The sequence below is a fragment of the Glaciecola petra genome (assembly GCF_031846345.1).
In the GTDB taxonomy this organism is placed as follows: domain Bacteria; phylum Pseudomonadota; class Gammaproteobacteria; order Enterobacterales; family Alteromonadaceae; genus Glaciecola; species Glaciecola petra.
The window spans coordinates 401404-415682 of record NZ_JAVRHX010000003.1; the positions used below are offsets into that span (position 1 = coordinate 401404).

12 protein-coding genes are annotated in these 14279 nt (G+C 38.9%); 3 read left to right on the forward strand and 9 right to left on the reverse strand.

Features of this window, described 5'->3' with window-relative positions:
• Window positions 1–14 precede the first annotated feature (14 nt).
• Together RM552_RS12590 and RM552_RS12595 are read right to left on the reverse strand one after the other, a co-directional pair.
• Entirely contained in the window at window positions 15–686 is a 672-nt protein-coding gene (locus tag RM552_RS12590) for a glutathione S-transferase family protein (protein ID WP_311369204.1), read from the reverse strand.
• Window positions 687–792: 106 nt separating this feature from the next.
• Window positions 793–1089, reverse strand: coding sequence for a c-type cytochrome (locus RM552_RS12595; protein WP_311369285.1), 297 nt, complete (start codon window positions 1087–1089; stop codon window positions 793–795).
• A gap of 193 nt (window positions 1090–1282) precedes the next feature.
• Here RM552_RS12595 and RM552_RS12600 point away from each other — a divergent pair, with 193 nt between their 5' ends.
• From RM552_RS12600 to ribA, 3 genes are all read left to right on the forward strand, one after another.
• Window positions 1283–2758, forward strand: coding sequence for a protein adenylyltransferase SelO (locus RM552_RS12600; RefSeq protein ID WP_432277218.1), 1476 nt, complete (start codon window positions 1283–1285; stop codon window positions 2756–2758).
• 310 nt (window positions 2759–3068) lie between these two features.
• Window positions 3069–5861: an EAL domain-containing protein gene (locus RM552_RS12605; RefSeq protein ID WP_311369205.1), complete on the forward strand. Its 2793-nt coding sequence runs from the start codon at window positions 3069–3071 to the stop codon at window positions 5859–5861.
• Between the two features lie 141 nt (window positions 5862–6002).
• Window positions 6003–6620, forward strand: coding sequence for a GTP cyclohydrolase II (ribA, locus tag RM552_RS12610; RefSeq protein ID WP_311369206.1), 618 nt, complete (start codon window positions 6003–6005; stop codon window positions 6618–6620).
• Between the two features lie 3 nt (window positions 6621–6623).
• On the opposite strand, the gene RM552_RS12615 is transcribed toward ribA, so the two are convergent.
• The 7 genes from RM552_RS12615 to RM552_RS12645 form a co-directional block, all read right to left on the reverse strand.
• Window positions 6624–7604, reverse strand: a complete 981-nt coding sequence (locus tag RM552_RS12615; protein WP_311369207.1) for a carbon-nitrogen hydrolase family protein — start codon at window positions 7602–7604, stop codon at window positions 6624–6626.
• Window positions 7605–7618: 14 nt separating this feature from the next.
• Entirely contained in the window at window positions 7619–8500 is an 882-nt protein-coding gene (locus RM552_RS12620; protein ID WP_311369208.1) for an ATP-grasp domain-containing protein, read from the reverse strand.
• 126 nt (window positions 8501–8626) lie between these two features.
• Entirely contained in the window at window positions 8627–9229 is a 603-nt protein-coding gene (locus RM552_RS12625; protein WP_311369209.1) for a molybdenum cofactor guanylyltransferase, read from the reverse strand.
• Complete coding sequence (locus RM552_RS12630) at window positions 9189–10415, reverse strand: alginate export family protein (RefSeq protein ID WP_311369210.1); 1227 nt, start codon at window positions 10413–10415, stop codon at window positions 9189–9191. Before RM552_RS12630 ends, RM552_RS12625 begins: the two co-directional genes overlap by 41 nt.
• 142 nt (window positions 10416–10557) lie before the next feature.
• The gene (locus tag RM552_RS12635) at window positions 10558–11424 is read right to left on the reverse strand and encodes an ABC transporter ATP-binding protein (protein ID WP_311369211.1); all 867 of its coding nucleotides are present in this window, start codon (window positions 11422–11424) and stop codon (window positions 10558–10560) included.
• Window positions 11425–11469: 45 nt separating this feature from the next.
• Entirely contained in the window at window positions 11470–12378 is a 909-nt protein-coding gene (locus RM552_RS12640) for an ABC transporter permease (RefSeq protein ID WP_432277222.1), read from the reverse strand.
• Window positions 12379–12512: 134 nt separating this feature from the next.
• Entirely contained in the window at window positions 12513–13940 is a 1428-nt protein-coding gene (locus RM552_RS12645; protein WP_311369213.1) for a CmpA/NrtA family ABC transporter substrate-binding protein, read from the reverse strand.
• Window positions 13941–14279 lie beyond the last annotated feature (339 nt).

The window sequence follows — 14279 nt, forward strand, 5'->3', positions numbered from 1 at the left end:
ACTTTAATCTCTCACTAAGAAGCGTCTTTTTCAGCCTCTAGCATTTTCGTCATGGCATTCTGATAACTCGGTTCATTATGCAAATTTTCAACGTAAGATTTAGTATTTGGTAATCCAGCCAATCGACCGTTCTTATGTAATGCTTCAAGAGGGAAACTCATTTGCACATCGGCAAGAGTAGGTGTATCTCCTACAAACCAAGTCTTACCTTGAAGGTGCTGCTCAATAAAATGTAGGTTACGATGTATTACTTTGCCAAAGTACTTTTCCATTACCGCATCAACAAACTTGCTTATTACAAATTTGATAAAAAACGGACTAGCTTTTTCTTTACCCTTATTCAACACCAACGACGCTACTAATGGGGGCATCATGCTACCTTCAGCGAAGTGAGACCAAAATTGTACATCAATATGTTTATCATCCAGTTTTGAAGGTAATAGAGTTTCATTTCCGACTTGGTGCACGATATATTCACAAATAGCACCTGTTTCGGCGATACTTCTATCGTTATGAGTCAAGATTGGAGCTGCACCAATAGGATGTATTTGGCTTAATTCAGCGGGTGCCAAATTAGTTGTAGCATCTCGTTTATAAACTTTAATTTCGTATTCAACATTCAATAATTCAAAAAGCCAAATGATTCGTTGCGAGCGAGATTCATTCAAGTGGTGAAGGGTAAACATGGTTAATTCCTTTGACAATTCTTAATTATTTTTAAACGACGAGTTACCAGAGTTATACTCTGTGTCGCAAGCTAAAGTTTACTTTAGCAGCTATATCAAAAATAATTTATTGTTTACCTCTCGGATCTAAGTTGGCGTAAAAAGCAGACAAGTCAGCAATATCCTGATCACTCAGATTTTGTGCATGTGGCGTCATAGCAGCATTTATCCTGCGTCCCGCCCTAAAGGCCTCTAATTGCAATTCCATATACTGCTGCTTTTGTCCTGCCAAATTAGGATAAATGGGGATAAAAGATATTCCATCCTGACCATGGCATTGTCCGCATATAGCTGCCTTCTCGGCGCCTGATTCAGGGTCGCCAACAATATCTGGCTCACCGCATCCACTTAGACACAAAAGCATCAAGCTCAACACCCCCAAACTCTTCATGCCTATTTTTGGACAGACACTTTTAGTAAAAAAAAGCCTTTTTGGACAGGCACTCAAAGTTTTCAAGATTATAAATTCCCTCAGAAATAGCGCAAATCGCTAAAAATTTCGTATAGACTAATCTAAGCCTTTGGTGAAATACAAGACGAAATTGGAAAATAAAAAAGTGAGCAAGCAAGCCGCCTTCAACACAACATCTAATTTGAGATTTTTCTATGCACAAGAATTGTCATCTTTATCGAGTGTAGTAAAACCTTTTCCTGTTTCACAGCCGCGTTTATCTTGCGTCAACAACACATTAGTTAAAGAATTAGGGTTATCCAATCTAATTAATAATGAAGATAATTTACTAAAAGCACTATTCATGCCTGATGGTATTTTGCAAAAACAAAGTATTGCGCAAAAATATGGCGGTCATCAATTTGGACATTGGAACCCGCAGCTTGGTGATGGACGGGGTTTGCTGCTAGCCCAAGTAGAGACAACTAAATCAGATCTTGTAGATCTGCACTTAAAGGGAGCCGGTCCAACGCCATATAGTCGACATGCCGATGGTCGCGCAGTATTACGTTCAACTATTCGAGAATACTTAGGTAGTGAAGCTGTTCATCATCTTGGAATTCCCAGCTCTCGCTCACTCGCCCTTATCAGTTCGAAAGAACCTGTAATGCGTGAAAATCTCGAGAGAGGAGCAATGATGATTCGGACTTGTCCCAGCCATATCCGTTTTGGACATTTTGAATACTTCTTCCATAATGGCGAATTCGAAAAATTAGATGCATTGTTTGAGTATTGCTTCAAATATCACTTTGCACATTTAGCTGATACTGAAAACCCACATTTAGCTTTGCTAAGTGAAATTTGTAGTACAAGCGCACGAATGATCGCACATTGGCAGGCATATGGGTTCAATCATGGTGTGATGAATACAGATAATATGTCTATTCATGGAATTACTTTCGATTATGGACCTTATGCGTTTTTAGACGATTTTATTTCAAATTATATTTGCAATAAATCAGATCATTCAGGTCGCTATGCTTTTGAACAACAACCCAGTATTGGTCTGTGGAACTTAAATGCTTTGGCGCATGCATTCAGCCGATATTTATCTATCGATCAAATAAAACAAGCATTATCGATATTTGAACCTACCTTTCTGGATATATACCACTCGCTCATGGCAAAAAGACTAGGTTTAAACAATCATAATAATATTGAGCTTAGCCAAAATTTTGTCAAAATTTTAGCTGATGAATTTGCAGATTATCATTCAAGTTTTCGAGAATTGAGCAATTCTATAGTGCAAATTGCTGATGGAGACCTAAGGTCTTTTTCTGACCGTTTTAAACAAAAGGACGCTATGCAAGCGTGGACAAGCAAATATGCAAGAGAAATAGTCAGACAAGAAAGGTCTCCAGAATCAACACAAATTTATATGCTTGATACAAATCCTAAATTTATTTTACGTAATCACTTGATGCAAAAAGCCATTATTAAGGCCGAAAATGACGACTTTACTGCTGTAGACGAACTTATAGAAGTTGTATCTCGGCCATTTGCAGAGCACCCAGAATTTGAACATTTGGCAATGCCTCCAAGCACAAAAGAAAAAGGAATCGCTCTTTCCTGCAGCAGCTAACAAATTCACTTTTTGGACAGGCAAGATTAATGCTTAAAAATTTTTTGATGTATAGAAAATTTTTTCGAAATAACAGTCAGTTGAAAAAATTAGTGTTATATTAAATCTATGTTGATAAAGGTATCGATTTTGTTCTTTATTTCACGGCTTATAGCATTTTCACTATGATGAAATTTACCAACCTATAGGCACTTTGATATAAACAAACTTGAGTCATAAGTTTTTCAAACAGAGATGGGTAATTAAATTGCGGTTTTTGCTTATATTCAGTCTATTCATTTGCAGCGCGTGGTGCGTTGGGCAAACACAAATGCAAAACGAAGCAATAGATATCAACTTTGAAGAAGCCAAAAATGTTAATGAATACGCTCAATTTCATGTAACTAATGAAGGCTTATTACTGTCTGATGTACAACAACTTACACGGTGGTTAAGTTACACTGACTTTGAGTCAATGCCATTGCATGATGCATTATGGATGCGTTTTGATATTGAGAATGCTTCAACTAGTAATCGGGCTTTGGTATTGGTCGCGGGGAGTGTCTTTGTTGACAACGTGGACGCTTTCCTACTTGATAGTCAAAGCCGAATAGTACAAAGCGGCCGCTTGCAAAATGCGCAAGCCAACGGCACGAATATAAGTCGTAAAGGCTTTAAAATGGACTTTGTATCTCGCGCAGAATCAAGGTATACCATCTATGTTCGTATAAAAGACGATGGTAACGCCATTATCCCAATCGAATTATGGCACGCCGAAGCGCATTCAAAAGAATCAGGCGTTAGACTAATATTATTAGGTGCGATGAGTGGCGGTTTAGCGCTTCTAGCAACTTATTTTTTATTGACCTATATTTTAAGAAATGCAGCCGCTCGTTTTTGGTTTTGTGTGTTAGCAACCGCGTCTATGACTACAATAATGAGCGCTGAAGGAATATTGCCATCGGTATTTTTGTTACCTTCTATGACCGCAGAACTCACTTCCTTTGGGCTACTTGTATCTTTGTTTGCCTCCATAAAAATAACAAAGTTTTTGCTAGAGCCGATGCCAACAATCTGGTTAAGAGCACATTATTTGTTGCTTTTAGTGCCATTCATTTCGATTTTTGTTCTCAATGACTTTTATCAACTCATTATATTACTAGTGCTAGCAATTATATTCTTCTTCAGTAACTTGCTTGCTAGTCTGCTTTATCGGTACAGCGTAGATTTACGAAGCGTAATTATTTATTTTACAGGGTGGATGGCATTAGGCATCGTTGGCCTATTAGAATCGCTGACCTTCGCTAGCAGTGCTAGTCATCTATCGTTTACTCAACCTTATGTTTACGCATTTACTTGTTTAGGTGTCATGCTAATTGGCGTATCAATTATTAGCCGAGAGCAGTCTGTTCAGGCCAAAACTAGTTTTCAACAGGGCCAACAAATAGCGCAATTACAACAATATAACGATTTGTTTCAACATGCTGCAGAGGGTCTGTATACCGCCCTACCAAACGGTCAGTTAATTCATGTAAACCCAGCGATTTGTTCACTATTTGGGTACACAGACAACGATTCATTCTTATCAACAAATCCAAATTTGTCGGTCTTTTTTGCCAACCCGAAAGATGTGGATTTATTATTAGGTGAATTAAGTATTCAACAAACTGTTTTAGGTAAGGAAGTCAAAGGTAAGCGCACCGATGGTGGTGAGTTTTGGTTCTCGATCTCGTGCCAGATAAAACGCGTTAACGAGAAAACCTTACATTTCGGGTCACTTTTTGACATAACTGAACGTCGATTGCATCAAATTAATCTGCAATATTTAAATACTCATGATCAACTTACTGGACTATTTAATCGTCGTCATTTTTTACAGATAATGAACGAGCGCATTCAATCTCACAATCTCGACAGTGAGAAATTCGCACTTTTATTTTTAGACGTTGACCAATTTAAAGTCATCAACGACACCTGTGGGCATTCGGCGGGTGATATCTTTATTAAAGAACTATCTCATGAGTTATTTGACGTTATTGACGAAACTAACCCCTTTTCTCGTTTGAGCGCTGACCAATTTGCGCTACTAGTAAATTATAAAAATAGTAATGAATTAAGGAAGTTAGCAAGCAACATTTTATCAAAAGTTCGAAAATTCCAATTTAAGTGGGATCGACATGTATTCACCCAGAGTATGAGCATTGGTATCGCACCTTTTGATCAACATATACCCAGTGGAGAAGAACTTCTTTCCTATGCCGATACCGCCTGCTTAATTGCTAAGGAGGGTGGACGAGACCAAATTCATATATATTCTGCTGAAATTGGTATGCACTCTAGTTACAAACGAGAGTTATATTGGGTAAATGAAGTAAACAAGGCCTTAAAAGATGAAAATTTGGCATTGTTTTATCAACATTATCGTCCACTCAATAGTAACGATTCAAAAGAGTATTATGAAATCCTCGTTCGTTTACGAACAGAAGATAACGATTTTGTTGCGCCGGAATTTTTCATGCCCAGCGCAGAAAAAGCGCATATTAGCCACAAAATAGACAAGCAAGTTGTAGAAACCTACTTTAAATGGTTAAACACTCACAACGAGTATCTGAAAAACTTAGGTAAGGCAAATATTAATCTTTCTGGCCCTTCGTTGTCAGACGACGACTTTAAGTTTTTCTTGTTGAATGCATTTGAGAAATATGCGATTCCTCATGAAAAAATATGTTTTGAGATTACTGAAACCATGGCCATCATAAAAATGAATGACGCCATTGATTTTATGCATGAATTTAAAAAGTTAGGGTGCACTTTTGCCTTAGATGATTTTGGTAGTGGATTTTCAAGTTACAATTATCTTAAAAATCTACCTGTAGACTTTGTCAAAATCGATGGTAATTTTATACGGGACATACTTCACGATCCTATAGATTTAGCTATGGTGACGTCCATTAGAGATGTTGCTGACGCCATGAAAATAAAAACCGTCGCTGAGTTTGTAGAATCCCCTGAAATTATGGTGCAAATTGGTAAATTAGGTGTCGATTTTGCACAGGGATTTTGTATTGCAAAACCAGAACCCTTAACAAACTACCTGCCTTTCGCTGAATCACAAAAACATTAACAGTGTGACTGAATATTCAGAGATCACATAAATTACATGATACACTTGTAAATTATTCTTACGACCCCATTTTGCTCTCTTACTAAGCATTAATATATACACTAAAAACACAACTGAATGGTCTACGAGTAACAATAACGAATGACACACAATAATGAACAATTTAAATTTGTGAGTAAAGCACTCCTACCAACTCGTTTTGGTATGTTTACTATTCATGGCTTTTTGGACCAAGAGACTAATCAAGAACATGTTGCTTTATCATATGGTCATTGGCAAAAAAATGATGCGGTCCCGCTGAGGATACATTCTGAATGCCTAACCGGTGATGCATTATTTAGCACACGTTGTGATTGTGGTTTTCAGTTAGAAAAGGCCCTACAGAATATAGTTGAATATGGATGTGGTGTTCTGCTTTATCTGCGCCAAGAGGGTCGTGGAATTGGTCTGATAAACAAAATTAAAGCCTATCAATTACAAGATGATGGACTCGATACTGTTGAAGCCAACGAGCACTTGGGTTTCGACGCAGATTTACGCAATTACGATATTTGTAAAATAATGTTAGCCACTCTAGACATCAAAGTTGTCGAAATCATGACAAATAATCCGAAAAAAGTAAGTGCTTTGGAGGCTATGGGAATAAAAGTATCAGCTCGCCAGCCAATTGATCATGGCGTTACCGATGACAATAAGCAATATTTGCGCACAAAAACCGATAAGCTCGGCCACAAATTCGACCTAGATAAACTCAAATAAGCCTCAATTATTTTTAGTCTTTAGAGTATTCTGGCGCTCGCGATTAATCACTAGTTGTGTCACGTCGGGTCGCGAATAATGCCCTACCGGATCAAAATTTTGCCTTTCGCGATACACCCATTGATGATCAAGCTCCACCAAATATACGCCTTCTTTACCAACTTGTGGCTCAAGGAGCCAAGAACCATCTGGCGCTGCCACGCATGATGCGCCATTAGCTAAAGTGTTTGGAACAGATGCAATGATCTCTTCATAATGGGGAGTGTTAACAGGAAAATCTTCCCTCCTCATGAGTCCAGACACAGAAACAACAAAGCTACGCCCTTCCTTTGCAATACAGCGCGTAATATCATGAGTATTATGGTCACCACCAGGCCAACTCGCGATGTGTAAATCCTCACCTTGAGCATACAAAGCAGCGCGTGCAAGTGGCATCCAATTTTCCCAGCAGTTTAATGTACCAAGGGTAAAATCTTTAATAGGAAATGTACGCAAACCATGTCCATCTCCTGGCCCCCAGGCTAACCTTTCTTCGTAGGTTGGCATTAATTTTCTATGAACATTTTTTATTTCACCATGCTGGGAAATATAAACTAATGAACAATATATAGTATGTCCACCTCGGTCACTAGCGCGCTCAGCAATACCTAAAACTACCGCAATTTTTTTCTGCTTGGCAAGCTCACAAATAGTTTGTAAATGACCACTTTCAATATTAATTGCTTGGGATAAATAGTGCGCATGGATTTTTTTTTGAAGCGGAGAATTGAAATTTGCACCGCCGGTAGACGCTAGCCAAAAAGGATAGCCAGGTAAGAGTGTTTCTCCAAAAGTAACCAGCTCAGCGCCTTTTTCACTCGCTTCTGATATAGCCTGCATTACCTTTTCAGTCGATGCTACTCGGTCTAACCAAACGGGAGCAATTTGCGCGATTGCTACATTAAGGAATTGCGTAGAGTGTCTGTCCAATTTGTTGGTTTCCATTGAGTGCCTGTCCATTAAATATTCTTAGCGCTAGATTGGTATTGCTGTACCAGAGCTTTAGCAAAACGTTCTGGTGAAACTGGGTCAAGATTAAAGTATAACGATGGCTCAATTAACTCCACTTCAATAATGGCCATACCCAACGAAGTATTTAACATATCAATTCTCGCATATAAAGATTCCTCAGGGAGCGCTTTTAGCGTTTGTTTAGCTAGTAGCAACATCTCTGCACTGGGTTCAATAGTATGCATCTGTCCACCATGCTCTTCTTGTACTCTAAAATCCCCGATAGCGGGTCTTTTAACAATGGTATGGCTATATTCGCTAGCAAAATAAAATAAAGAGTATTCGCCTTGCGCTAGTACATTTTTTTCAAAGGCCTGAATCATTATCGACCTTTCATTCAACTCGCTTTCAATTTTATTTGCTTGCGTGTGTAAATCTTCGAGGGTGAGACGATAGGTGAAATCCGCATTTGCACTCACTCTTGGCTTGATAATTATTTGGTCGGTATTAAAGGTTTCAAATGCTTCAAGTGTCTCACTCAATATAAATTTGTCACGCCACAGCGTGGGTAAAATAGCAACGCCGTTCATTTCAAGATCGCGTAAATAGTCTTTCGAAAAATTCCACTGCATAAGTTTAAGAGGGTTTTGTAGGTTAGCAGAAGAAGCTTCTATTTTTTTAAGGCAAGATAAAAACGCTTCTGGATAGGCTTGATAATCCCATGTACTGCGGACTACGACTACATCATAATCGTCATAATCCGTATTAACATCGTGCCATGAGATATCATCTGTCTGCCAGCCTAATTCGTTTAAATAAGGCTTAACCAAATCGTCATACACAAAGAAATCATCTAATTGTTCCATCGTTAAAAATGCACACCGATTCATATGCTTCCTCAAGTAAAAAGTTGATGTAAAATATGCCTAAACACATGCGCACAAGAATATGCGATAAAAGGTAATAGGTAAACCAAATCCTATGTAGCCAGAATTTTTCTTGTATGGCAACTTAGTCTATTGAGAAATAAATTTGCGCCAATCTTGAGGTGTATTAATGTTGTTTAATTGTTCGTTTGAGGGGATAGACAGTTCTTTCGCTTCATAGCTTTCTAATAAGCCTTTTACCGACAGTGTTTTCTGCTGTGACAAATGTGTCAAAAGCTTCTTATGTTGTGTTTCGTCAAAGCGCAAAACAATAGGAAAGAAAGCGTTCGCATAGAAGCAACTTCTTTTATGCGTAATTGCTTGTGTTAGCAAATAATCAATGAGTAACGGTTTAACACTTGGCATATCAACAGGTAAAAATAAAATATATTCACCCCTTACTAAACCTAAAGAATTGCAAACGCTATAAATACCACCAACCGGACCAGCATTTGGGTATTGGTCAATAATACCTTCTGTATTTAAAACGCCTGCTCCTTTACTAACCAAAACCTGCTTAAAACTAAAATAAGAAAGGCTTTGTAAACAATATTCTAAGAGTGACTTATCCTTATGTACTAGTGCAGACTTGTCGCGCCCCATTCGACGCGACTGTCCGCCAGCTAGTACACAAGCATAAACATTTATATGATCAAAACTTGGTGCTGAGCCAGAGCCATAATTTGTCAGCATCTACGCGTCCGCTCTCACCGGAATAAGCCGCATATTTAATTCCAAAACCATATTTTTTTGCAAAAGTTGTTGTGTATTGTACATTAATTTCTGAACCTAAATCATCAATAGTGGCAGTAGCTTCATCAGCATCAAATTGATGATATACCGCTAGCCATTTGCCTCCAAGGCCTTTGCCGCTCAATGAAAAAGATGTATCCACAAGACCTTGCGCAGGTGTTCCCAGAAATTGATCACTCCAACCATTGAATTTATGCAATGTCGCCAAAGGAGTCGCAAACCCAAATTGACCTTCATCAGAACCAAGACTCTCGTATCCTAATTTAGCCGTAATGCCAGAAATAGTCGCGCCAACTTGCAAGGATAAATAGCCTGCACTAAAGTCAGTTGTGCTAGTTTCACTCGTCTGTGTTGCATACTCTGCGTGATACGAAATTGCAGCGTCATCTAGTTTCATACTCCCTTGAAAACTTGCACCATAAGTATCTAAGGCATTAGGGACACCGTTATCTACCTCGAGTAAATATGCGTAGGCCGTCAATTTGCCCATTTCTGTTGCATAAGATACATTTAAAAGATGATCTTTAGCATCTAAGTCAGCAAACTCACCAAAAATACGATTGCGTTGGTCAATATAGCTATATTGAACACTCAGCTCTTTTGAGGGTTTAACAATAACCGTAGCAGCATCAAATGTTTGTCGATCTTGTCGCCATCCTACATGACCGATGAAACGCTGACCATCTAAAGCGATCACTTGGCGGCCAAGCTTAACCGTTACTGCATCTTTTTTATATTGCAGATAACCTTGGTCCAATTCAGTAAATTCTGGATCTGCTATTACCGAATAAATCCCTGGATTGAAACCCGCAGGACCTACTGTAAAATCGTCTTGACCCAATGCAATTCGATTATCTTCTAGCTCAACCATGAAGGAAAACCCTTCATAACTTCCAGACTTATATCCTACTCGTGTTCTAAAAGTCAAAGCATCTGCATCGCTTAGTGCATTGTCTTGTTCTACACCTTCATAACGAAACCTAAAATCGACCATAGCTTTACCGTCAGCTAATGCTTCATGAATTGAATCGGCTCTACTTTCGAAAGCGACTAAACTACTCGCAATACAACAAACAGCCGTTGCACTTACGGGGATTTTGAATTGTTTTTTAAATATATTAAGCATAAATATTCCTAGTATAAAAAGTGGTGTGCAGCCAAATTTGAGTCAGCCGAACTAGCACCATGTAAAATGGTACAAATTTTAAAAAATAATATTGGTTATCGTGCTACTAAACTCGTAGCACCAATTAGTAAGTAGCCTTTTATTACGCAGCGTTGTTTGCGGAATTAGCCCCCTTTTTATTTGAGTGTGGAGTTTCATTTGTTTTTTGCTGGCTGAATACCGGCTCGATTTTTCGTTGCTTTTCATAAAGGAATTGCAAGACCTGATGCCTATACTTGTTGTATGAGGGATTATCGGCTAGAGCAATACGATTACGAGGCCTTTCAAGGTCGACATCTAAAATTTCACCAATAGTCGCAGAAGGACCATTTGTCATCATTACTATTCGATCACTGAGTAATACCGCTTCGTCTACATCATGCGTAATCATAATAACAGTGTTACCTAATGCAGCATGTATCTCCATAACCGAGTCTTGCAGATGTGACCGTGTTAAAGCATCCAAGGCGCCAAATGGTTCATCCATTAAAAGTACTTTTGGTTGCATAGATAACGCTCGGGCGATACCCACCCGTTGCTTCATTCCGCCAGAAATTTCAGATGGAAGTTTGTCTTTCGCGTGGGTCATTTGAACCAAATCAAGATTATGCTCAACCCACTCTTTCACCTCAATTTTGCTGCGTTTATTTGGGCTTTGTTTAACCGCTAACTCAACATTTTTATAAACGCTTAACCATGGTAACAAAGAATGGTTTTGGAAAACCACAGCGCGTTCTGGACCAGGCTCATTTACTTCCAGATTATCTAGTAAAACTCCGCCATAGCTTGCTTGATAAAGGCCAGCGACTATATTAAGAACGGTCGATTTACCACAACCTGAGTGACCAATTAAGGAAATAAATTCGCCCTTGTTAATTTTTAAATTAACGTCTGTCAGCGCATTGAATGGGCCATTGGCGGTAGGAAAATCGATTCCTACTTGTGTTAATTCTAGGTGAGTTGCGTTCATGTTTAATTTCCTTTGCAATTTCTTTGTGTCATGCTAATCAACTAACTAGCGTAAAACGGCATTTTTGTCCCAGCTAACACTTTTTTGAAGCATTAACATTAAGCGATCCAATATAAAGCCGATTATGCCAATGGTGAGAACAGCTACCATTATTCGAGCCAAAGACTCTGATGAACCATTTTGAAACTCATCCCAAACAAACTTCCCTAAACCTGGATTTTGCGCCAGCATTTCAGCTGCTATTAGCACCATCCAGCCAATGCCTAAACTCAAACGAAGTCCAGTAAAAATCATAGGAATTGAAGATGGTAGAACTATCTTCTGAATATGTTTGAATGTACTTAATCTAAGCACTTTACTAACGTTTATCAGGTCCTTATCGATACTAGATACACCCACTGCGGTATTAATAAGTGTTGGCCATAAACAACATAGTGCAACGGTGACCGCAGAGGTCACAAAAGATTTAGCAAACATAGGATCATCGCTCACATACACAGCACTGACCACCATCGTTACAAGTGGCAGCCAAGCTAATGGTGATACTGGTTTAAATAGTTGAATCAAGGGATTTAAAGCCGTATAAGTCGACTTACTCAAGCCACAAAGAATGCCCAAAGGCACCGCAATAATAGATGCCAATAAGAATCCAACACCCACGGTATAAAGGCTCGTCCAAATTTGCTCAAAAAATGTCGGAGCACCTGTGAAAGGGCGAACTTTTGGCTGATAACTAGGATCATCAGCCAATCTTGCTGCATTTCGTGTTTCTTGGCGTTCGTAAAAAGCCTTCGCTTTCTCTTGTTGTTGATTGTGTTCTTTATACAAACTAACCGTCTGCTCTAATACTGCCGAAGGACCAGGGAATTTACCTAAAGATGTATCTATTTGAGAAGCAACTGCCGACCAGATACCGATAAAAATCACAAAGCCGATGACCGGAAGTATTAACATGTTTGCATAGCGAAATAACACACTCACTCCTGATGACGGGTTAAGTTTATTACTCATTAATTTTACAATTGCTTGGGACGTCATAGTTTCTCTCCGGTCTTCCATAAAGGCATTTCATAATGAAAATGCAGCCTTTATAATTTCTGTTCAGCTTTAAGCCCAATTTTAAACGATTCTAAATAATCGTTAGGCTTTGTTCCGTCATAAACCACACCATCTATAAACTCAGACTGTGGGGGTTTAAATCCGTCTTCGTCGGCAAAATTTGGAAAATCGCTGGCCTTGGCTTTACCTTCTGCAATGAGAGCTTTTGCGGCCATCGCGTAAATATCAGGGCGATATACCTTTTTAGCTATATCCTTGTACCATTGGTCAGACTTAGTTTCAGAAATCTGTCCCCAACGACGCATTTGTGTTAAATACCAAATCGCATCACTGTAGTATGGGTAGGTTGCGTTATATCTAAAAAACACATTGAAGTCTGGTATTTCACGCACATCGCCTTTTTCATATTCAAACGTGCCTGTCATACTATTTGCTATCACTTCTTCGTCAGCTCCAACATAGTTGCTTTGCGACAGTATTTTTACTGCTTCAGGACGGTTAGCATTATTGTTCGCATCCAACCACATTGCAGCTCGAATCATAGCTTTAACAACACGAATATGAGTATTTGGGTACTTTTCTTGCCATTCACTTGAAACACCAAACACTTTTTCTGGATTGTTTTTCCAAATCTCATAGTCAGTAATAACAGGAACACCAATACCCTTAAACACTGCCTGTTGGTTCCAAGGTTCACCTACGCAATAACCGTAAATAGTGCCAGCTTCCATTGTGGCGGGCATTTGCGGAGGAGGGGTAACTGATAGTAAAGCTTGGGCACTTATTTGACCGCTAGTATCGCCTTTGTGAGGGGCATAGAAACCAGGGTGAATACCACCTGCTGCAAGCCAATAACGTAATTCATAATTATGTGTAGAAACTGGAAATACCATTCCCATATTAAATGGCTTGCCCGCATCAGTATATTCTTGTACTACTGGGGCTAGGGCTTCTGCACTAATTGGATGGACTGGCTTACCGTTTTCATGCGGTATATTTGCCTTCATTTTTTTCCAAATTTCGTTTGAAACAGTAATGCCGTTGCCATTAAGGTCCATACTAAAGGCAGTCATAATATGCGCTTGAGTACCATACCCAATTGTGGCTCCAAGAGGCTGGCCTGCTAACATGTGCGCGCCGTCTAATTCACCGGTGATAACACGGTCTAGGAGTACTTTCCAATTTGCCTGCGCCTCAAGAGTAACGTAAAGGCCTTCGTCTTCAAAATAGCCACGTTCATAAGCAATTGCTAGCGGTGCCATATCGGTTAATTTGATAAAGCCAAATTTCAACTCTTCTTTTTCCGCATATCCTAGTTTTTCTGCATTAGCATAAGCACTGAATAAAACACTAGAAAGTAGTGTAATCGCAACTGCGAAATTAGTTAAAGTGCCACGAGGGGCTGGTAAGCTTTTCACTTTGTTTGTGACCTTGTTTAAATATGTACGAATGTTCATCTTTGTATTCCTGTGCTACATCAAGATAATTTTCCAAAAAAAAACCCACGATAGTGATGAATTAACATCTCTATCGTGGGCTACTTTGCCTAAGTGTGTACTGCTTCATCGCAATACAAACTAGTGTGTCGTTATTCCACACAGTTTTTATTATATGCTTGACGAAAACAGGGGGATTGTTACGTCAAGAAGGATTATCTGTGTTAGCTCCTTTCACATGCTGGTTTGCATCAATGATGCCAACTTTTTTAATCTTTATTTTTCAATAGCTTACATTTCACAATGCTTTTGATGATAGAAATATTGGTTTACACTAGTGCATTCATAAGGGGGCAATGC